The organism is Schaalia georgiae DSM 6843, from assembly GCF_000429245.1.
Taxonomy (GTDB): domain Bacteria; phylum Actinomycetota; class Actinomycetes; order Actinomycetales; family Actinomycetaceae; genus Pauljensenia; species Pauljensenia georgiae.
Genome location: NZ_KE386870.1, coordinates 108,718 through 128,710 on the forward strand (window position 1 = coordinate 108,718; position 19,993 = coordinate 128,710).

The window sequence follows — 19,993 nt, forward strand, 5'->3', positions numbered from 1 at the left end:
CAGTTCGGGCACAGTGGTGTCGGCGGGCCCGTCGATCACAGCGATGCTCACGCCTTCCCCGGTGTAGCCGGCCGCGGCCTCGTTGGCCACGCCCAGGGGCCCCACGTAGCCCTGGGTCGTGATCTCGTCCACCGCCCCCGCGGGCGAGCCCGCCAGGGCCAGGGCCGCGGCCAACACAACGGCCGACCCCGCCCGCGGTGCGTTCGTGCGTGCCCTGGTCATCACAGCCCCCACTCGTCCAAGTCGACCTCGAAGACGATGCCATCATCGGCCGACCCCGGCCCGTGGGCGGGATCCCACACGGGCCCGGCCTCCTCGTCCGGCTCGTCCTTGAACACCCCGGTGAAGGCCCGGCGCTTCTTCTTGTCCTCGCCCTCCCCGCCGGCCCCGCCAACAGGAGCGCCCATACCCATCACGCCCCCGGCCCCACCCCTGGCAGCAGCAGCGGCCCCCTTCAAGGCGGCCCCCACACCGGCCGCGCCCTTAGCAGCGGCGGCGGCCCTCAAACCAGTGGTCGCGGCCCCCGACAACAAGGACCGGGCACTCACACCCGCCCCGCCCGCCAGAGCGCCCAACGCGCCCGACGACGCCGCCCGCCCCACACTGACAGCGTCCTTCGGGATCCGGTAGTACGGATCCCACCTCGGATCCGAGGCATGAGTCGCGGACGGCGGCGCGTACCCGCCCACCAGGCCGTTGGGCGTCACCGTCTGATTCACCGGCCGCTCCACCAGCCCCACCCCGTCAACATCACTCAGACGCCTGTAAGGAGGCGGGTCCTGCACGGCGCCCGGGCGCGCGAACCCCTCCGACGCCCAATCCCGCCCCGGCAGATCCACACCACCACCAGAACCACCAACACCAGCCTCACCAGAGCCGCCGGCACCCCCAGCACCAGAGCCCCCAGCGCCCCCGGCGCCCCCGGCACCCCCGGCGCCGCCGCCCATCAGGTTCGGATCCACGACCCCGGGAAGAGGATCAGCGCTGGGCGTGCGACCGGGAAACTTGTCGGAACTTTTTCCGTCTCCGTCTTTGTCGATGATGTCCTGCATCCTCTCGGCGCCCTCGTTCAAGGAGGCGTTCATCTGGTCGAGCACGTTCTGGCAGTACTCCTCCCTCTCCCTGTCCCGCTCCTTCTCCAGCCCCGACCAGTACAGCTCACTGGCCACCATGGCCACCGCCCCACCACGGGGACCGCGAAGAAGGCCACCGCCCCCGCCCCGTCCGCAGCGGCCCGCCACCCCCGCTCCGCGCCGGTGAGCAACTCGGGCGACACGTTCTGGTTGAACAAGTCCCGCGCCTGGCGCATCGTCCCGCGCGCCTGGACCACCACGTCGTGCCCGTCGCGCAACTGGTCCCGCGTCGCCCCCAAGTCCGCCAGGAACGCCCCCGCCCACTCGTCGATCGCGGCGCGCACCTGCTCGGAGCGGAACCCATTGGTCTGGGCGTACTTGCGCACCAGTTCCTCGCACGCGCCGATCCTGTCCAGGACCAACTGGTGGGCGGCGTCGTCGGCGCTGTCATCGTAGTGCAGATCCGCCACCGCCTGAAGACGCTCAAAACACGTCCCCCGACCGTCCCCGCCCTTGCCCGCCCCGCCGGCCTGCTTGGCCGTCTTCTCCACACCCATGCCACGCGTCCTCACCCTCCCCCACGCCGGGGAGCACGAACCCAAACCAATACCAGCGCGACCGCGCCAACACCAGTAACCATACCCCGCAGAACCCACCACACACAACCCACCCACCCCCTCATCCCCACCCCCGGCCAGAACCACCCACCACGCACAACCCGCACCCGCTAGGACCACCCGCACCACCCACCACGCACAACCCACCCACACCACCCCGACAGCGAACAAGCAGCACCATAATGAGATGGGCGCCATATATTCCCAGATCCGCATCATGGACAACATGTGCCCGCATCATGGACGATGCGCCTCCGCATCGTGAACTGCATGCGGCCCCAAGCGGTTCTGACCGGCATCGGGGGCCGGGCCAACTGTTGCGGGGACATCCATCAGGGCCGGGCGCGTCTCCCACGTTCAAAACAGGGAGCTCAAACGCACCACATAGGGGCCCTCCGTGACTCGCCCGCTCCCCGTCGGCGCCGCCCGGTCCACAGTGCGTTAGCGTTGGGTGCGACCAGCGACGAGTGGAGGCACGATGACGGCGAGGCGATGGATGGCGGGGGCGGGAGCGCTCGCCCTGGTGGGCGGTGCAGTGGCAGGCCCGGCGGTGGCGGCGCCCGGGGACGGGGCGCAGTCGGAGGGGCAGTCCGCCCTGTCCCAGTCCGGTTCGTCGTACTCCTTCGAGGGGACGTCCGGCAAGACCCGCATGTTCATCCTGTCCTCCTACAACTCCGACGCGATCCTGTTGGAGTCGAACGGGTGGTTCGGCATTATCGACGGCGGCGAGGACGCGGACACGCCGTACGGCTCGGACCCGCGCTACCCGGAGCGCTCGGGGATCGCGGCCTCCACCTCGTCGACCACCGAGTGGCTGCTCGAGTACTTGGACGACCAGGGGGTCACGGACTCGAACGTGGCTTTCTACCTGGGCACCCACGCGCACTCGGACCACATCGGCAACGCGGACGAGATCATCCGCCGCTACAGGCCCAAGCTCATCTTCTCCCCCGAGTACTCCGACGAGTGGATCACCGACGAGAGCGGGCTGTGGGACAACCAGTACGTCTACGACCACCTGGTCGAGGCCGCCCAGTGGGCGCGTTCCGAGTACGGGGCGCAGTTCATCCAGGAACTGGACGGCTACTCCACCCACGTGCGCATGGGCGACATGGACGTGCAGATGATCCCCTTCGACGTCGATGAGGTGTACAAACGGCAGGGCACCACCGATGCGAACCTGATGGGGTGGGGCGCGAAGGTCAGCGCCTTCGGCCGCTCGGCCTTCCTGGCGGCCGATCTCATGGACACGGACTCGGATTGGACGACCCACAACGGCTTCGAGGGGCGCATCAGCTCCGAGGTCGGGAGCGTCGATATCCTCAAGGCGGGCCACCACGGCCAGGAGTCGTCGAACTTCGAGGAGTTCCTGGGCGCCCTCGCCCCCAGCACGATCATCCAGACGGGCCTCGCCGAGGACACGCCGGACCGCCTCACCCGGCATGCGATCCACGGGGACGGCTTGTGGTTCCCGATGGGCGACATCTGGGACTCCGTGAAGGTCCCGGCGCTGGTGTGCGAGTTCAGCGACCAGGGCATCGCCTACGACGGGGTGGACAACGCCAGGTGGGGCCACGAGTACACCAGTGAGACCCCGAGGGCGTGGTGGTTCCACGCCGGCCACACGGAGGCGACGACGGGATGGTGGCAGGGGCCCTCGGAGAACTGGTACTACTTCGACTCCTCGGCCTCGGCCGTCCACTCCGAGTGGAGGCTGATCGACGGCTACTGGTACTTCTTCGACGAGTCGGGCGCCCTCGCCTCCCGGGAGGAGGGGCAGACGCAGTCGGCGTCCATCGAGGAAACGGGATCGGGACCGTCGGCCTCCCCACTGGTGTGGGCGGCGGGCGCGGGGCTGCTCGTGGCAGCCGCCGGGGGAGCGTGGTGGGCGCTGCGCTCCCGGGGGCGCGGTCGGGGCGCCCGGGCCTGAGACATCCGTCCCGCCCACGGCTCCTGGACGGCCCGATCCCCCCGGGGCCCCGTAAAATCGGAGCGCACTGACCGCCGAAATTGGAGGAATCATGCCTGCGCGGGTGTTCACTGGAATCACTGACGAACCCCTGGACGCGACGGCCCTGACGAACGCGGCGCGCGACCCCCGATGCGGGGCCGTCGCGGTGTTCGTGGGAGCCGTGCGCAACCACGACGGCGGGCAGTCCGTGGACGCCATCGAGTACTCCTCGCACCCCAATTCCCCCCAGGTGCTGCGGTCCCTGGCCGACCGCCTGGCCGAGCGCGCGGGCGTCCACGTGGTCGTCGCTTGGCACCGCATCGGGCGCCTGGAGGTGGGGGACGACGCGATGGTGGTGGCCGTGGGGGCCGAGCACCGCGCGCAGGCGTTCACGGCAGTCGAGACCCTGGTCGAGGAGGTCAAGGCCCAGCTGCCCATCTGGAAGAAGCAGCAGCTGGCGGACGGCACGCACAGCTGGTCGGGGTTGTCGTGACAGTGGGCGACCCCCACTCGCGCGCCGCAGCGGTCGATGTCCGCAACCGCTGCGTCGCCATCCCGCTGCACGACGCCCCCGCGTCCTTGCGGGGCCTCGCCGCTCAGCGTTACCGCCGCAACTGGCTGGTGGCGGATGTCGGCGAGGCGGGCCAGGCGCGCATCGCGGCGGCGCGAGTGCTGGTGGTGGGCGCGGGTGGCCTGGGGTCGCCGGTGCTCCTCTACCTGACTGCGGCGGGCGTGGGCACGATCGGCGTGTGCGATTCCGACCGCGTGGAGGTCTCCAACCTGCAGCGCCAACTGCTGCACTCCGAGGCGGACGTGGGGCGGGTGAAGCCGGAATCGGCGGTGCGGCACCTGAGCGCGTTGAACTCGGGCGTGCGCTTCGAGCAGTACCCGCATGTGACGCGCGAGTGGCTTGAGGCGCACGGGCGCGACTGGGATCTGGTCGTGGAGTGCGCGGACACTTTCGACGCGAAGTACATGGTGGCGGACTGGTGCGCGGAGGCGGGGGTGCCCCTCGTGTGGGGGACCGTCGTGGCGATGGCGTACCAGGTGTCGGTGTTCTGGTCCCGTCCCCCCACCCCTGTTCCGCCGACATCGCTGCGGTCCTTGCACCCGGTCGAGCCCCCGCAGGGGACGACCCCCGCCTCGCCGGAGGTCGGGGTGCTGGGGCCGGTCGTCGGCCAGGCGGGCGCCACGATGGCGACGGAGGCGCTCAAAGTGGTTGTGGGCTTCGGGGAGCCCCTGTTGGGGCGCGTGCTGGTGGTGGACGCGGCCAAGCAGCGCGCCGATGTCCTCACTTTCGCGCCGTGGGGGTGAGGGCGTGGGCCTGGTTCACGCGCTGGTCCTGGCAGGGGGAACGGGCGAGCGCCTCGGGGGCGTGTCGAAGGCGGACCTGGATGTGGGGTTCCGTTTGCTCGACGTGGTCCTGGCGGGACTGGCGCCGCATGTCAGCGGAGCGGTCGTGGTGGTGGCCCCGCCGGAGGTACCGGTGCCGGACGGGGTGGGGCGCGCCATGGAGGAGCCTGCCGGGGGAGGCCCCCTGGCGGGTATCGGCGCCGGCCTAGATTTCCTGATGGGCCGGGCGGGGGCGGTCGGGGACGACCGGGTGGTCGTGTGCTCGGTGGATTCCCCGGGCGCCGGGGCATTGGCCGACCGCCTGTCCTCGGTGGTCCTGGCGCAGCACGAGGCGGGGGTGGTCATCGTGGGCGGGGATCCCGAGCCGTACACGCAGTACTTGCAGGCCGTTTACCGCGTGGGTCCCTTGGCTCGGGCGCTCGATGGGGCCCGGGCGGTGCTGGGGGGCCTGCACGGCGTGGGGGTGCGCAGGGTGCTGGGGGGCCTCGTCCTCAGGCGCGTGGGCGCGCCGTGGAGCGAGTGCCGGGATGTGGATACCAGGGAGGACTTGCAGTGGTGGCGGACGCGCCTTTCCAGCAGTGGATCAGGGTAGCCGGGCATTCCGTTCCACCGGGTGGCGGCGCGGCCCCTCAGCGCTCCTCGTCCAACTGGCCGAACACCGCGGGCAGCAGGGGTACCAGGACGGCGAGGGTGTCGAGCGCTCCGCCCTTCGACCCCGGTGAGGCGACCACGAGCGCGCCCGAGGAGTCGCGGGCGCTCACGCCCACGACCTCGCGCGACAGGCCCGACAGCGGGGTGCTCTTCAGGCCGTGGGCGCGGATCTGCTCCGCGATCCCCGGGATCTCCACCTCCACGACATCGTGCACCACCTCGGGCGCGACATTGCCGACGCCGAAGCCCGAACCGCCGAGGACCAGGATCAGGCGGGAGCCCGAGGCGATCGCCCCGCGCACCTGCGATTCCAGGGCCTCGCGCTGTTCGGGGACCACGGCGGTGGCGATGTGGCCGATGCCGGCCGCGGTGAGGGCGCCGGCGCAGGCGCGAGCGCCCCGGGCCTCCTTCTCCCCGCAGAGCACCCGGTCCGAGAAGGTGATGATCGTGGAGCGGATCGTGGAGAGGTCGTATTCCTTCGGCTGGGGCATGGGGCCTCCTTCGGGCTGTTCCGGGCGCGGATCCGGAGGGTGACGGGTTCTCAGGCGGGGGACCGGGCGGCGCGGTAGCCGCGGATCTGGCCGCCACGGGTGCGGGCGGATCCCGTTCCCGGCGCGACGGACCCGGATGCGGATGCTGCGGTTCCTGTGCGCACAGTGTAGCGCGCACGTATTACCATGGGTGTATCCCTATTAATTCGATGTTACCTTTTCCCGCGGTTCTCCAAGGGTATGGCCGCATCAGTGCGGCGGACGTGCGCGCATGAATCGACTTTCCCCGCTTTCTTGCTATATTTAGTCTGATTCATCCCGTTGAAAAGGAGTATCCCAGTGCGCCGCTTCCGCGTGACCCTGGCCGCCATGGCCGTCGCCCTCGCCCTCACCGCCTGCGGCGGCGGAGGGGAGCCCGCTGCCCAGTCCGAGCAGACCACGGCCCCCGCCCAGACGACGGTCCTCAACGTCTTCGCCGCCGCTTCGCTCAAGGAGACCTTCGGCGAACTCGAGAAGACCTTCGAGGCAGCCAACCCCGGGGTCGATGTCACCTTCAACTTCGCCGGGTCGCAGGACCTCGTCTCCCAGCTCACCGAGGGCGCGGACGCCGACGTGCTGGCCACCGCGAACGAGTCCACCATGGCCAAGGCCGCCGAGGCGGACTTGGTCGGCGAGCAGACCGTCTTCCTCTCCAACACCCTCACCCTGGTCACCCCCAAGGGCAACCCTGCGGGCGTCACCGGTCTCGACTCCTCCCTGGACAACGCCAGACTGGTCGTCTGCGACACGGAGGCGCCCTGCGGCAAACTCACCAAGGAGCTCACGGGCGCGCTCGGCATCACCCTAAACCCCGTCTCGGCCGAACCCAACGTGAAGGATGTGCTGGGCAAAGTGACCAGCGGCGAGGCCGACGCGGGCATCGTCTACCGGACCGACGCGAACGCCGCCAAGGATCAGGTCGAGACCATCGACATCCAGGGCGCCGACCAGGCCGTCAACAAGTACCCGATCGCCCAGGTCAAGGCCACGAAGAACGCCGAACTCGCCCAGAAGTGGATCGCCCTGGTCCTGTCCCCCGAGGGCCAGTCCGTCCTCGAGCGGGCCGGTTTCACCCCCGCGGCCAAGTAGCCCGAACCCGTGGGGAAACGCCGCGCGCCCGCCGTCAGCCCGGTCCCTGTGTGGACCGCGGCCGTCGGCGGGCTCGCCCTCGCATTCCTGGTGCTGCCCCTCGTCTTCATGGCGGGGCGCGTCCCGTGGGGCCGACTGCCCCAGATCCTCGCCTCCGAGGAGTCCGTGGCCGCCCTGGGGCTGTCCCTGCGCACCTGCGCCGCCGCGCTCGCCATCGACCTGGTCCTCGGCGTGCCCGCCGCGGTGCTGCTCTCGCGCGACTGGCGCCTCGTCCGCTTCTTCAGGGTGCTGGTCGCCCTGCCGCTCTCCTTGCCGCCCGTCGTCGCGGGTATCGCCCTGCTGGCCGCGTTCGGGCGCAAGTCCCCCATCGGCGCGTCGATGGAGGCGTGGGGCGTCTCCATAGCCTTCTCCACCGCCGCCGTCGTCGTCGCCCAGGTCTTCGTCTCACTGCCCTTCCTCATCGTCACCCTGGAGGCGGCGCTGCGCGCCAGGCCCGAGGGCCTGGAGGAGATGGCCTCCTCCCTGGGCGCCTCGCCCTCCCGGGTCCTGTGGCGCGTGACCCTGCCCATGGTCCTCCCCGGCCTGGCCAGGGGCAGCGCCCTCGCGCTGGCGCGTTGCCTCGGTGAGTTCGGGGCCACCCTCACCTTCGCGGGGTCGATGCAGGGTGTCACCCGCACGATGCCGCTGCAGATCTACCTGGCGCGAGAGTCGAACACCGAGCTGGCCCTCGCCCTGGGCGCCGTCCTGCTCATGGCTGCCACCGTGGTCGTCGCCCTCACCGAGCTCCCCCGCCGGATCCGCCGTCGTCGCCCGGCGCCCGCACCCCCCGCCCGCGCTGTGCCGTTGCCCGGTCCCGCTGCCGGGGGCGCAGTCGCCGTGTACGTGCGCGGACGCGTGGCCGCACGAGGCTGGAACGTGGACATCTCCCTGCCCGCAGGGGCCGTCACCGCGGTCATGGGGCACAACGGCGCGGGCAAGTCCACGCTCGCCCAAGTCGTCGCGGGCTCACTGGCCCTCGACGAGGGCGCGGTGCGCATCGGGGAGCGCGTCGTCGATTCCCCGGGCCGCTTCGTCGGCGCCCGCGACCGGGGGATCGCGATGGTCAGCCAGCAGCCCCGGATCTTCGGCCACATGAGCGTCCTGGCGAATGTGGCGTTCCCACTGCGCTCACGGGGCGTGAAACGCGCCGAGGCCGCCTCCCGCGCCCTCGACCAGCTGCGCCGAGTCGGTATGGAGGGGGTCGCCGGGCGCCGCGGCGACGAGCTCTCTGGTGGGCAGGCCGCGCGCGTCGCCATTGCCCGCGCCCTCATCTTTGACCCGTCGGTGCTGGTCCTCGATGAGCCCACCGCCGCCCTCGATGTCGAGGCGACGGCCCAGGTGTCCCTCGTCCTGCGCGAGCGTCTCGCGGCCACGGGCGTCACCACGGTCCTCGTCACGCATGACACCGTGGAGGCCCTGGAACTCGCGGCCCACATGGTCGTCATGGACTCGGGGAGGGTTGTCGAGGAGGGGGCGCCCGCCGCGGTGCTCGCCCGTCCCTCGTCGGTTTTCGCCGCGCGCCTGGCGGGGTTCAACATCGTGTCGGGCAGGGCCCGGCGCGGGGACGGCCTCGTGGGGGTGCGCGTGGGCGGGGGGACCCTCTACGGCGCGGGGGACGCCCCCGACGGCCCGGTCGCCCTGCTCTTCGCCCCTGAGGCGGTGGCCCTGTCGCGCGCGCCCGTGGATGCCTCTCCCCGCTCCCAGTTGCCCGGCCGCGTTGAATCGGTTGATGCGTCCGGCGGCGTCATCACCGTGGGGGTCCTGCTCGGCGCGGAACCTCCGTTCGAGTCGGATGCTTCTGGGTCCGCGTCGGGGTTCGTGGTGCCTGGGGCTGGGGCCGGGACGCCTGTGCCGGGGCCAGAGCCCTCGTTGGTGCCGGGATCCGGGGAGCTCGTGTCAGTGCGGGCGCGCGTGACCACCGCAGCGTGGGCAGAGTTGGGGCTCGGAGTGGGCGATGCCGTGTGGTCGTCGATCAAAGCCACGCAGGTACGCGCCGTGCCCCTGGCCGAACCGGCCGCGCCCGCCGACTGAGCGCCGGCGCTCCCCCGTTCCTCCCCAGGTACGCACACAAGGGGCTGGATTACGCAACACCGGGCCGCACACAACGGCGGAATCAAGCCGTTGTGTGCGGCCCGTGTTGTCAAAATAGGGGTCCTTGTGTGCGTAAACAGGAGAGGGGCTCCGAGTTATCCACAGATCGTGCTGCTGGTAGAAGAAAAATGGCATGAAGCGCAATCATAAGATATGGATATATACGAATTGCTTCAATCAAATGGTGGCGCGATGAAATGGCAGCCGCTCGTGGTCCAAGGGCTTTCGCTCTCGGAGTTGCCCGAGGGGGTTGCGCGCTACCGGACGTGCGTCTACCTCAGCGATCGCATGACTCTCGACGAGGCCCGCGCGTTCCTCTACAACGGCAGGATCACCTGTCTGAGCGCCGCGAAACTGTACGGACTGCCCATCGTGGACCAGGCGTCGGTGCAGCACACGCACATAGCGCTTCCCCGGAACAGGGGGCTGCACTATTCGCTCTCCCGGATGATGGACGATGTGGTCGTCCACCGTGAGACCGCCCGTATCACGGAGAATCCCGCAAATCCGTGGGTGGTGGACTTCCGGCAGGCTGTGATCCGGTGCCTCGCGTGCGCCGACATCGAGCAGGCCGTCGCGATCGTTGACGCTGTGCGTTTCCGACGCCTGTGCCCCGTGGAGGACCTGCAGGTCCCCGACGACGTTCCCGGTGCGCGCCGGATTCGTGAGGCGCTTCGCCGTTCCCGTGGTGGCGTGCGGTCGGTGCTCGAGACGATGGCGCGGCTGCAGCTGGAGGACGCGGGTATCGAGTCGCGGGCAGCAGTTGAGATCCCCGGAGTGGGCGAGGTCGATCTGCTCGTCCACGACCGCCTGGTGGTTGAACTCGATGGGTGGGAGTTCCACAGCGGCAAAGCGCACTGGCTCCATGACCTGGAAAGGGACCGGCGCCTCGTGGAGCGCGGTTTCCTCGTCCTCCGTTTCGATTACGACGCCGTTGTGTCGCGATCGGAGGTGGTTCCAGCGGTGCGCGCGGCGCTCTCCCAGGTGGTCGCGCGCGGAAGGCGGTGAGTGTCACCCCCACAGGTACGCACACAAGGGGCTGGATTACGCAACACTGGACCGCACACAACGGCGGAATCAAGCCGTTGTGTGCGACCCGTGTTGTCAAAATAGGGGTCCTTGTGTGCGTACTTAGAAGTGCTTAGAGGGCGGGGGTGTTGAAGGCGCTGTCGATGAGCGGCTGGATCAGGGGGGCCAATTGGGCCTTGACCTGCTCGCGGGACATCGAGGCGAGGGGCTCCAAGCGCACGATGTAGCGCATGGTGACCACTCCGTGCATCATGGACAGGACGATTTCGATGCGCTGGGCGATCGCCGTGTCGGCGCCTATGGCGGCGGCCACGGGGCCCAGGACCTCGGTGCTGATGTAGGCCCGGAAGCGCTGGGAGGTCTCGGCGTCGGTGGCCAGGGCGCGCATGAGCGCGCTCATCGCGTCGGAGGTGAGGTGGTGCTCGTACAGATCCAGGGCGTACTCCACGAGCCGTTCGGCCGCGCCGCCGGGTCCGGGGGCCAGGAGCGCGATGACGTCCGAGGCGGGGTCCGAGGGCAGGTCCAGGCATGCCCGGAACAGTTGTTGTTTGGTGGAGAAGTAGTAGGTGATGAGCGCGGAGTCGCATCCCGCGCTCCGGGCGATCTGGCGCATGGTGGTCCCGTCGTAGCCCGAGGTGGTGAATGCGGCGCGGGCGGCTTCGAGTATGCGCCGGCGCACCTCGCCCCGAGGCCCGGAGGGGCCGCGCTGGATTTTCGCAACATGATGGCTTGTCATATTCGAGGGGTTAATTTCAGCGTCTGTGAAACTAGTTGGCGCTCCCCCGGCCGCTCCACGGGGGTTTCCCCTTGGAACCCGGGGGGTGTCTGCGGCGGAGTCCATACGACCACTCTAATTTCTGCATCCTGGAAAATACGCGCCCTCCGTCCTATGTTCGGATCGAGGGAGAAGTAGGGAGCAGACATGAACCCCGCAACCGACACCGATACCGGCACCGGCGCCGCAGGGCGCGAGGACGCTCCGGCCCGGCGCGTCCACCAGCTCGGCATCGACGTCGGATCCACCACGGTCAAGGCCGTGGTCCTCGACGGCAACCGCGTCCTCTACTCCGACTACCGCCGCCACAACGCCGACGTGCGGGCGGAGCTGGGCCGCCTCCTGGCCGACATCGAGGCGCGGCACCCGGGGCTGGAGGTCGTTAGCGCCATCACCGGCTCGGGCGGCCTCACCACGGCACGCGCGATGGGCATCCCTTTCGTCCAGGAGGTCATCGCGGGCACGGAGGCCACCCGGCGCCTGCACCCCGAGGTCGATGTCGTCATCGAACTGGGCGGCGAGGACGCCAAACTCACCTATCTGCACCCCACTGCCGAGCAGCGCATGAACGGCACCTGCGCGGGCGGTACGGGCGCCTTCATCGACCAGATGGCCACGCTGCTGCACACGGACGCCTCGGGGCTCGACGCCCTGGCGGCCGAGCACACCCAGCTCTACCCGATCGCGTCGCGCTGCGGGGTGTTCGCCAAATCCGACATCCAGCCGCTCATCAACCAGGGCGCCGCCCACGAGGACCTGGCCGCGTCGATCTTCACGGCGGTGGCCACTCAGACCATCGCCGGCCTGGCCTGCGGGCGCCCGATCCGCGGGAACGTCATGTTCCTGGGCGGCCCCCTGCACTTCCTCCCCCAGTTGCGCGAGGCGTACAAGGCGCTGCTGCCCAAAGCGGACTCCTTCGTCACACCCACGGGCGCCCAGCTCTACGTCGCGATCGGCGCGGCCCTCATGGCCGCGAAAACGGCGGCGGACGGCGCCCGGTCGGCAGGTGACCAGGCAGCGGTGGGCGGCATCCCAGCGGCGGCGGGCGACGAGCCGGGGGCGGGCCGCGCCCGACCGCGCTCCCTCGCCGACCTCATCGGCGCGCTCGCCACCGCCGAGGTGGGCGCCGAGTCCCCCCGTATGCGCCCCCTCTTCTCCTCCGACGAGGAGAGGGCCGAGTTCGAGCGCCGCCACGGCGCCGAGGTGGTCCCCAAGGCGGAGCCCGCCGAGGCGCGGGGGCGCTGCTGGCTCGGCATCGACGCGGGCTCGACGACCATCAAGGCCGTCGTCATCGACTCCCGCGGCCGCATCGTCTTCACCCACTACGCCTCCAACGAGGGCGACCCCGTGGCGGCTGCCGTCGAGATCGTGCGGCGGGTGCGGACCGGGCTGCCCGAGGGGGCGGTCATCGGGCGCAGTTGCGCGACCGGCTACGGCGAGGGCCTGGTCAAGGCCGCGCTCACCATGGACGAGGGCGAGATCGAGACAATGGCGCACTACCGGGCGGCGGAGTCCGTCGCGCCGGGGGTCACCTCCGTCATCGACATCGGCGGGCAGGACATGAAGTACCTGCGCATCCGCGACCACGCCGTGGACTCCATCTCCGTCAACGAGGCGTGCTCGTCGGGGTGCGGGTCGTTCCTGCAGACCTTCGCCCAGACGATGGGCACGGACGTGCGGGCATTCGCGCGGGCGGCCATGGCCTCGACGAACCCCGTCGACCTGGGCACCCGCTGCACGGTGTTCATGAACTCCTCGGTGAAGCAGGCCCAGAAGGAGGGGGCGGACGTGCGCGACATCAGCGCGGGACTGTCCTACTCGGTGGTGCGCAACGCCCTGTACAAGGTCATCAAGCTCAAGGACCCCTCCGACCTGGGGGAGAGGGTCGTCGTCCAGGGCGGCACCTTCCTCAACGACTCGGTGCTGCGCGCTTTCGAGCTGCTCACCGGGCGCCAGGTCGTGCGCCCCGACATCGCCGGCCTCATGGGGGCCTACGGCGCGGCCCTGACCGCGCGCATGCACGACAGCGGGGAGGGGGCCTCGTCCCTGGCCACCGTCGAGGCCCTGGAGGGCTTCTCCGTGGAGACGACCCGCAAGACGTGCCGCCTGTGCCAGAACCACTGCCAGATGACGATCTCGACGTTCTCCAACGGGGAGCGCCATGTGTCGGGGAACCGGTGCGAGCGCGGCGCCTCCTTGGAGCGGGTGCCGAAGAAGTCGGAGCTGCCCAACCTCTACGATTGGAAGTACAAGAGGATCTTCGGCTACCGGCGCCTCACCGCGGGCAAGGCCTTCCGCGGCGACATGGGGGTCCCGCGCGTGCTCGGCATGTACGAGAACTACCCGTTCTGGTTCACGATGCTCACGAAACTGGGGTTCCGGGTGATGATCTCGGGGCGCTCCAACCACGCGCTCTTCGAGGAGGGCATGGAGTCGATCCCCTCCGAGAACGTGTGCTACCCGGCGAAACTGGTGCACGGGCACATTGAGGCGCTGCTGAAGAAGGGCGTGACGAACATCTTCTACCCGTGCGTGGCCTTCGAGCAGGGAGGCGGGAGCGCGGACAACTGCTTCAACTGCCCGGTCGTGGCCACCTACCCCGAGGTGATCCGCAACAACATGGAGCGCCTGTCCGACCCGGGCGTGCGCTTCATCAGCCCCTTCGTCAACTTCTCCAACCGCGAGTACCTGCCGGCCCACTTGGCGGGCGCCTTCAAGGAGCACGGCTACGACATCCCCCTGGAGGAGATGGAGGCGGCCCTGGACGCCGCGTGGGAGGAGGACGCCGCCGTCAAAGCCGAGATCCGCCAGAAGGGCCGGGAGTCGTTGGAGTGGATGCGCGCCCACGGCGTGCGGGGCATCGTCCTGGCGGGCCGCCCCTACCACCTGGACCCCGAGATCAACCACGGCATCCCGGAGGTCATCGTCGGCCTGGGCATGGCGGTCCTCACGGAGGACTCCGTCATCGACGACCGCCTGGAGCGGCCCCTGCGCGTGCGCGACCAGTGGACCTACCACTCGCGCCTGTACGAGGCAGCGGCCCGCGTCGGCGACGAACCCGACCTGGAGATGATCCAGCTCAACTCCTTCGGCTGCGGCGTCGACGCCATCACCGCTGACCAGGTCCAGGAGATCCTCGAGGGGCGCGGCGACGTGCACACCGTCTTGAAGATCGACGAGGTCTCGAACCTGGGCGCCGCGAGGATCCGGCTGCGCTCCTTGGAGGCCGCGGTCGCCGAGCGCTGCGCCCCGGCCCCCCGCGCCGCAGAGGCGGAGGCCGTGCGGGAGGGGGCGGAGTCGGAGGCAGCCGGGCGCGAGGGGGCGGCCCCCGCCTCGTCGACTGCCCTGGTGTCGGCGGCGGTCGATACGGCGCTGCACGAGGACCCCGCGTCGGCGGCCGCCCGCGAGGAGCGCGCGGGGGCCAGGGCCGGTCACATCGAGGTGCGCGCCTCGTTCACCAAGGAGATGCGCGAGGCGGGCTATGAGATCCTGGCCCCGCAGATGTCGCCGATCCACTTCCGTTTCCTGGCGCCACTGCTGGCGCGTGCGGGCCTGAGGGTGCGGCTGCTGGAGCGCACCAGCCGCCGGAGCACGGAGACGGGCCTGAAGTACGTGAACAATGACTCGTGCTACCCGGCGATCGTGGTCATCGGCCAACTGGTCGAGGAGTTCGTCTCGGGGCGCGCCGACCCGGACCGCACGGCGGTGGGCATCACGCAGACGGGCGGCATGTGCCGGGCGACGAACTACGCGGCGCTGCTGCGCAAGGCCCTGCGCGACGCGGGCTACCCGCAGGTGCCGGTGATCGCGCTGTCCGTGCAGGGGCTCGAGGACAACCCGGGGTTCCAGTTGGGCCTGAAGGACATCCACAAGGCGGTCCAGGCCTTCGTCATCGGCGACGCCATCCAGTCGATGCTGCTGCGGGTGCGGCCCTACGAGGCCGTCCAGGGCTCGGCGATGGAGCTGTACAGGAGGTGGGACCGGATCGTGCGGGAGTGGATCGCGGACGGGCGCTCCCATGAGTTCGGTGGTGGGCGGGCCCGCCGCCTCACCTATGCGGGCCTCATCAGGGCGTGCGTGCGCGAGTTCGACGCGCTGGCCCTGCGCGACATCCCCCGCAAGCCCCGTGTCGGCTTGGTCGGGGAGATCCTCGTGAAGTTCCACCCCGACGCGAACAACCACGCGGTCGACGTCATCGAGGCGGAGGGGTGCGAGGCGGAACTGCCGGGCCTCATGCAGTTCTTCCACTACTCATCGGCGACAGCTGAGTGGGACCAGGCGAACCTGGGGATCGGGGGCCGTCAGCGCCGCATCATGCCGCTGGTGCTGTGGGCGCTGGAGAGGTACGAGGCGCCTGTGCGCAGGGCGTTCGCGGCCACGGGCGGCAAGTTCGAGCCGCACCGCAGGATCGGGGAGATGATTCCGCGGTCGCAGGACATCGCGCGCCTGGGCAACCAGGCGGGGGAGGGCTGGTACTTGACGGCGGAGATGGTCGACATGATCGAGCACGGGTGCCCGAACATCATCTGCGCCCAGCCCTTCGCGTGCCTGCCGAACCACATCGTGGGGAAGGGGATGTTCCGGGCGCTGCGCAACCGGTACCCGGAGTCGAACATCGTCGCAGTCGACTACGACCCGGGCGCTTCGGAGGTCAACCAGCTCAACCGCATCAAGCTCATGCTGGCGACGGCGGTCCAGGGGAGGGACGGGTCGGGGGACGACGACGGTGTGCTGGACCTGGTGGGCATCGACTTCGAGGACGCTCCCGGGGCCGGGGCCGGGGTTGGTGCTGGTGCCGGGGACTCTGGTGGGCGCCGGGTCGTGGGCCTGGGGATGCCGGGCGTGCCGCCCAGGCGGGCCGCGGCGCTGCGGTGACGCGAGGGCCGGAACGCCCGGAACGGGAAAACAAACCGTTTGGAAACCTGAATGAATGTTTGAAACTCATTGCTTTTCGAGGTGCGTCCGAGATACGGTGAACGTGTCGGTTTCAACCGCGAGCAGTGGTGCCGAGTGTTTCTAACCGAACCGTGAGGAACGGGGGACCCATGTGTGATGATGTCGTCCGATTGCGGACCAGGGGGCCGTTCGTGCGACCCGCAGCGGCCGGAAGGGCCGGGTGGGGGCGATGACGATGCCGCAGATGTCCTCAGAGCTCGGGGATCTGGCCAGGCTCGCTGTGCAGATGGAGGATCTGGCGCAGCGGGTGATGGGGGCCAGTGAGAACGTCCCCGACGAGGTCACCGTCGTGGACGGCACCGAGTCCCTGCTGATCACCATGCGCAGTGACGGCAGTGTCGCGGACTTCCAGATGGAGAGCGATTGGAGGGGTTCGATCGATCCCAACAGCCTGGGGGACGCCCTCACCATGCTCCTGGGCGAGGCCCAGTACGAGCTGATGGCAGGCTTCGACGAGGCGCTCGCGGAATCCTTCGACGGGCCGCAGGAGGATGAGGGCGACGAGTCGTTCAACCTCCTCACGGACCCGCGCGTGCGCGACTTCGAGGCCGGGGTGGAGGAGTTCCTCCAGAGCTCCCGTTCCAACGCGGTGCCCCTGGAGCAGGCGCGTGAGGACGCGGACGCCTATATCGACAGGGTGCGCGCGATGCTCGCCGACCCCTCCCTCGGCGCCGGCAGCGGGGAGCCCGACGGTGGCTCGCCGGTGTGGTGCGAGAGGATGGGCGGCCGTCCCATGGCGGTCCATGTCGACGGCTACTGGGCCAGGACGACTCCCTTCGTGGCGGTGAGAGCGGCGATCAGGGACGAGCTGACGACCGCAGCCGAGGATGTCTCCGCCCTGTCCCAGGACCTGGCGTCCCAGGGCACGGCTGTGCTCTCGCAGTTGATCGGCAATATGATGCAACCATTGGAGTTCCCGGAGAGGAGGGGCTGATGTCCAGGGTGTCTGGTGACGGTTTCTCCGTCAACACCGATTCGCTCCGTGACGACGCGACGAAGTGGACCCAGCAGGCCTTCGCGCTCGCGCAGGGGCGCCAGGCCGTGCAGAACTCGTGCGGGCTAAGGGTGAGCGGGGGCAATGAGATCCTCACTGCTGCCCTCGAACTCGTTCATCAGTACGTGCAGTTCTGCTCGGACGGCGAGGGGGAGTTCTTCTCCACTGGGGAATCCCTTCTACAGGCTGCGAACGAATACGAGGACACCGAGTCGGAAATTTTCAAGAAGGAGTGAGCGGCATGGTCGATGCGACGAATCATACGGAGAAGCTCCAGCGCGCCGTGGAGGACCTCAAAGGTGGTCAGGAGAAGGTGCGCCAGGTCGCCGATGCGGTGTCTGGGGTCCTCAGGGGTATGGGGTTGTCCGGTGTCGCCGAGAAGGTTGATCAGGTCTCACAGAAGGTGGACCAGTCATGCTCACAGGCGTACAACAATGCTGATGAGGCGCTCAGGAAGCTGCTGGCCCAGATGTGCATCCTCGATCTCGTTACCGTCCTTAAGGAGAAATTCGCCCCACCGCTGACGGCGGTGGACGCCCTCGTCACGGAGCTCAAGGGCCGGAACACCCTCGACTGGCAGGGCATCGGTGCGGACGCGTACAAGGAACACACCGACGTACAGCGTGATGCCGCGGGTGAGCTGAGCGAGAGCGCGAACATGGTGGCGGACATCATCCTCAACGATATGAGGAGCGCGCAGGAGCTCTCTGATGCGATTGCTATCGCTATTGTGGCCGCAGTCGGGGGGTTCGCCCTTGGTTGCATCAGCCTCCCGCCCCCGGTGACGCCCGTGGGTGTCGCTTTGATTATTCTTGCGGTGGTGGGGTTCATCACGGCGCTGGTCAATTGCATCGCCGCGTACAACAAACGCCAAGCGGACATCAGGGAGGGGCTCGCCAAACTCAAGGCGCCCCCCGCCGGTGGGAAGTCGAAGTTCGGCAATGGGCACTGGCCGCAGCGGAAACTGTACTCCTGATGGAGCAGCACCCATCATCGGCCCCGGCCCCGCCGCCTGGGAGCGGCGCCCCAGCGCCCCTGCCGAGCGTGCCCCCTGCGCCCCGCAAGCCGCTGTTCCGGTGGAGGGATATCGTCGGCCTGGGCATCCTACTGCTGGTCGTGTTCCCGCTGCTGCTCTACTCCTGCCGCTTGGTGTCGCACTCTTCCGATGAGGGGCGGCAGTCGGACCTCGCTTCCCGCGCGTCGGGCATCAACGAGGTGTCGGCCATCCCCTGGACGGTGGACGGGGACATCCTGTACCCCTTGGCGGCGGTGCGCCCGGCGGACGAGTGGGCCAATGGGGCGCAACGCGCGTGGAGCGTCGGACTGTCGGCGGCGAGCGGCATCGGTTCCACGGGCAAGCGGTACGCCACGAATGGGAACGTGATGGTCGCCCTGGATGGCGCCGGCACGTGGCAGAACACGGTGAGGGGCTGGGATATCAGCGGGGGCGCGCCGCGTGAACTGTGGTCGTACACGGTGCCGTCCGCGGACACCCCCCATGTTGGGCTCGAACCGCGCAGTGTGTGGGTGGGCGACACGCTCTTCGTCGGGCACTACGCGATCAACGGGCGCACCGGCCAGACCGTGTCGTTGTCGTGGCTGCGACAGGACGGTTCTGGGCGCGGGGACAAGGACCTCATCGTCACCACGGGTCCTCTGCTGGTGGCGTGCGACCCCGGTACGGGCGGGTGCACGGGGCACTCGGCCGATGGGAACGTGATGTGGGAGGCGTCCACGGGGGTGCGGGACTACATCATGCGGGGCAGCGCCGCATCGGGCGGGGACGAGTGGATCTGGCTGGACGGGCTGGGGGAACCTGGTGTGTTCCTCAACACCGCCACTGGCGGGGTTAAGCGTGCCGAGCGCCGGGCGACGGGGAAGTGCTGGAGCACGGGGGCGGTCGACGGGTGGCTGGTCGCGTGCGAGGGGGATTCGCAGATCGCCGCCTTCGCTGCGGACGGGACCGCTGTCGGGGCCTTCGGTGCGGCGCGCTGGCCGGTCTCCACGCGGGGCGAGGGCGAGTGCTCGGACGCGGGCGTGCCCGTGTGGCAGGGCACTCCGACGCTGGACGAGGCGACCGCGTACTACCGCGACGGCGATGAGTCCCGCGTTCTGGGTGTTCTCACGGCTACGGATTGCGGGTACGTCGAGTATCGCACGCCTGGGGGACTGACTGCGATCATCGATATCTCGGGTGATGATCCGGATCTGTGGCAGTTCGTCCTCGGCGAGTTCGGGCAGCCGAGCACAGGGGTCGGCCAGTGGTTCCATTTCGCCATCAGTGACGGAGGGCGGATCCTGGCGGTCGGCAACACTGTGCTTGTCGATGTGGGCAGTGGCGAGCACATGGGCCTTCCGCGCGTGGCCGACTCCCCGGATCAGCTCCCCCTCAAGGCCCCTGGGTTGGTGCTCAGCGCGGATGGCGACGGTGTCGTCGCCATTGCGCCGGGCCGTTGAGCCGACCAGGGGTTGTCAGTCGGAACCGCTCGTTTTGTGGTATCGGGGTGAGGTGCCCAGGGCGGTGCGGTCGGGGTGGGTGTTGCGTAGTTGGTGATGTGGGCTCCGCGTGCCACGCCGTAGCCGCGTGCGGCCAGGATGGACACCATCGCAGTGCCATGGGAGCGCCCGTCGGGGCTGGCGGTGAAGTCGCACATGGGTGTGACGGTGATGTCGGCCCCGGCCAGTTCGGGCACAGTGGTGTCGGCGGGCCCGTCGATCACAGCGATGCTCACGCCTTCCCCGGTGTAGCCGGCCGCGGCCTCGTTGGCCACGCCCAACGCCGCCACGTACTCCTGGGTCGTGATCTCATCCACCGCCCGCCCCCCGCCCCACCGCCCCGACCACG

The 19,993-nt window shown here is 69.5% G+C and carries 17 protein-coding genes and 1 pseudogene; 12 read left to right on the forward strand and 6 right to left on the reverse strand.

The window, feature by feature from the left end; all coding sequences use genetic code 11:
• The 3 genes and pseudogenes from G447_RS12415 to G447_RS11800 form a co-directional block, all read right to left on the reverse strand.
• A pseudogene (locus G447_RS12415) lies at positions 1 to 222 on the reverse strand (S8 family peptidase); the annotation flags it as partial.
• Positions 222 to 1,172, reverse strand: coding sequence for a hypothetical protein (locus G447_RS12420; RefSeq protein ID WP_165577611.1), 951 nt, complete (start codon positions 1,170 to 1,172; stop codon positions 222 to 224). The pseudogene G447_RS12415 and the gene G447_RS12420, both read right to left, overlap by 1 nt.
• Positions 1,082 to 1,630 carry a hypothetical protein gene (locus G447_RS11800; protein ID WP_026430808.1) on the reverse strand — a complete coding sequence of 183 codons (549 nt, stop codon included), beginning with the start codon at positions 1,628 to 1,630 and terminating at the stop codon, positions 1,082 to 1,084. Before G447_RS11800 ends, G447_RS12420 begins: the two co-directional genes overlap by 91 nt.
• Before the next feature lie 538 nt (positions 1,631 to 2,168).
• On the opposite strand from G447_RS11800, the gene G447_RS11450 reads away from it, so the two are divergent.
• The 4 genes from G447_RS11450 (at position 2,169) to mobA (ending at position 5,586) form a co-directional block, all read left to right on the forward strand.
• Positions 2,169 to 3,620 carry an MBL fold metallo-hydrolase gene (locus G447_RS11450; protein ID WP_026430809.1) on the forward strand — a complete coding sequence of 484 codons (1,452 nt, stop codon included), beginning with the start codon at positions 2,169 to 2,171 and terminating at the stop codon, positions 3,618 to 3,620.
• A 91-nt stretch (positions 3,621 to 3,711) separates the two neighbouring features.
• Positions 3,712 to 4,134 (forward strand): molybdenum cofactor biosynthesis protein MoaE, encoded by a 423-nt coding sequence (locus G447_RS0109050; protein WP_026430810.1) that lies wholly within the window; start codon positions 3,712 to 3,714, stop codon positions 4,132 to 4,134.
• The gene (locus G447_RS0109055; protein WP_026430811.1) at positions 4,131 to 4,955 is read left to right on the forward strand and encodes a HesA/MoeB/ThiF family protein; all 825 of its coding nucleotides are present in this window, start codon (positions 4,131 to 4,133) and stop codon (positions 4,953 to 4,955) included. Before G447_RS0109050 ends, G447_RS0109055 begins: the two co-directional genes overlap by 4 nt.
• A 4-nt stretch (positions 4,956 to 4,959) precedes the next feature.
• Complete coding sequence (gene mobA, locus G447_RS0109060; protein WP_026430812.1) at positions 4,960 to 5,586, forward strand: molybdenum cofactor guanylyltransferase; 627 nt, start codon at positions 4,960 to 4,962, stop codon at positions 5,584 to 5,586.
• Between the two features lie 37 nt (positions 5,587 to 5,623).
• On the opposite strand, the gene G447_RS0109065 is transcribed toward mobA, so the two are convergent.
• Positions 5,624 to 6,136 carry a molybdopterin-binding protein gene (locus G447_RS0109065; RefSeq protein WP_026430813.1) on the reverse strand — a complete coding sequence of 171 codons (513 nt, stop codon included), beginning with the start codon at positions 6,134 to 6,136 and terminating at the stop codon, positions 5,624 to 5,626.
• A gap of 339 nt (positions 6,137 to 6,475) precedes the next feature.
• Here G447_RS0109065 and modA point away from each other — a divergent pair, with 339 nt between their 5' ends.
• The 3 genes from modA to G447_RS11455 all read left to right on the forward strand — a co-directional run bounded on the left by modA (position 6,476) and on the right by G447_RS11455 (position 10,402).
• A complete protein-coding gene (gene modA, locus G447_RS0109070) occupies positions 6,476 to 7,264 on the forward strand; it encodes a molybdate ABC transporter substrate-binding protein (protein ID WP_026430814.1) in 789 nt (262 codons plus the stop codon).
• A 9-nt stretch (positions 7,265 to 7,273) separates the two neighbouring features.
• Positions 7,274 to 9,334, forward strand: a complete 2,061-nt coding sequence (locus tag G447_RS0109075) for an ABC transporter permease (RefSeq protein WP_026430815.1) — start codon at positions 7,274 to 7,276, stop codon at positions 9,332 to 9,334.
• A 252-nt stretch (positions 9,335 to 9,586) separates the two neighbouring features.
• Positions 9,587 to 10,402: an endonuclease domain-containing protein gene (locus G447_RS11455; protein WP_051226305.1), complete on the forward strand. Its 816-nt coding sequence runs from the start codon at positions 9,587 to 9,589 to the stop codon at positions 10,400 to 10,402.
• Positions 10,403 to 10,535: 133 nt separating this feature from the next.
• Here the strand turns inward: G447_RS11455 and G447_RS0109085 are convergent, their stop codons facing one another.
• Complete coding sequence (locus G447_RS0109085) at positions 10,536 to 11,159, reverse strand: TetR/AcrR family transcriptional regulator (protein ID WP_005872301.1); 624 nt, start codon at positions 11,157 to 11,159, stop codon at positions 10,536 to 10,538.
• 186 nt (positions 11,160 to 11,345) lie between these two features.
• Between G447_RS0109085 and G447_RS11460 the strand changes: the two genes are divergently transcribed.
• The 5 genes from G447_RS11460 (at position 11,346) to G447_RS11465 (ending at position 19,605) form a co-directional block, all read left to right on the forward strand.
• Entirely contained in the window at positions 11,346 to 16,073 is a 4,728-nt protein-coding gene (locus G447_RS11460; protein ID WP_081697895.1) for an acyl-CoA dehydratase activase-related protein, read from the forward strand.
• A gap of 265 nt (positions 16,074 to 16,338) precedes the next feature.
• Positions 16,339 to 17,088, forward strand: a complete 750-nt coding sequence (locus G447_RS0109095; RefSeq protein ID WP_131241414.1) for a hypothetical protein — start codon at positions 16,339 to 16,341, stop codon at positions 17,086 to 17,088.
• Complete coding sequence (locus G447_RS0109100) at positions 17,088 to 17,384, forward strand: hypothetical protein (protein ID WP_005871486.1); 297 nt, start codon at positions 17,088 to 17,090, stop codon at positions 17,382 to 17,384. The genes G447_RS0109095 and G447_RS0109100 overlap by 1 nt, the downstream gene beginning before the upstream one ends.
• Before the next feature lie 5 nt (positions 17,385 to 17,389).
• The gene (locus tag G447_RS0109105) at positions 17,390 to 18,124 is read left to right on the forward strand and encodes a hypothetical protein (protein WP_005871477.1); all 735 of its coding nucleotides are present in this window, start codon (positions 17,390 to 17,392) and stop codon (positions 18,122 to 18,124) included.
• Between the two features lie 68 nt (positions 18,125 to 18,192).
• On the forward strand, positions 18,193 to 19,605 hold the full coding sequence (locus tag G447_RS11465; RefSeq protein ID WP_051025760.1) for a hypothetical protein: 1,413 nt from the start codon (positions 18,193 to 18,195) through the stop codon (positions 19,603 to 19,605).
• On the opposite strand, the gene G447_RS12490 is transcribed toward G447_RS11465, so the two are convergent.
• On the reverse strand, positions 19,527 to 19,961 hold the full coding sequence (locus G447_RS12490) for a S8/S53 family peptidase (RefSeq protein WP_207382318.1): 435 nt from the start codon (positions 19,959 to 19,961) through the stop codon (positions 19,527 to 19,529). The genes G447_RS11465 and G447_RS12490 overlap by 79 nt on opposite strands.
• Between the last annotated feature and the right edge of the window lie 32 nt (positions 19,962 to 19,993).

What these genes read in the sequence shown, in the direction of transcription:
- G447_RS12420 (WP_165577611.1), bottom strand. Translation starts at nt 1,172, where the DNA reads ATGGTGGCCAGTGAGCTGTACTGGTCGGGGCTGGAGAAGGAGCGGGAC.
- G447_RS11455 (WP_051226305.1), top strand. Translation starts at nt 9,587, where the DNA reads ATGAAATGGCAGCCGCTCGTGGTCCAAGGGCTTTCGCTCTCGGAGTTG.
- G447_RS11450 (WP_026430809.1), top strand. Translation starts at nt 2,169, where the DNA reads ATGACGGCGAGGCGATGGATGGCGGGGGCGGGAGCGCTCGCCCTGGTG.
- G447_RS11460 (WP_081697895.1), top strand. Translation starts at nt 11,346, where the DNA reads ATGAACCCCGCAACCGACACCGATACCGGCACCGGCGCCGCAGGGCGC.
- G447_RS0109085 (WP_005872301.1), bottom strand. Translation starts at nt 11,159, where the DNA reads ATGACAAGCCATCATGTTGCGAAAATCCAGCGCGGCCCCTCCGGGCCT.
- G447_RS0109065 (WP_026430813.1), bottom strand. Translation starts at nt 6,136, where the DNA reads ATGCCCCAGCCGAAGGAATACGACCTCTCCACGATCCGCTCCACGATC.
- G447_RS11800 (WP_026430808.1), bottom strand. Translation starts at nt 1,630, where the DNA reads ATGGGTGTGGAGAAGACGGCCAAGCAGGCCGGCGGGGCGGGCAAGGGC.
- G447_RS0109050 (WP_026430810.1), top strand. Translation starts at nt 3,712, where the DNA reads ATGCCTGCGCGGGTGTTCACTGGAATCACTGACGAACCCCTGGACGCG.
- G447_RS0109095 (WP_131241414.1), top strand. Translation starts at nt 16,339, where the DNA reads ATGTCCTCAGAGCTCGGGGATCTGGCCAGGCTCGCTGTGCAGATGGAG.
- G447_RS0109100 (WP_005871486.1), top strand. Translation starts at nt 17,088, where the DNA reads ATGTCCAGGGTGTCTGGTGACGGTTTCTCCGTCAACACCGATTCGCTC.
- G447_RS0109105 (WP_005871477.1), top strand. Translation starts at nt 17,390, where the DNA reads ATGGTCGATGCGACGAATCATACGGAGAAGCTCCAGCGCGCCGTGGAG.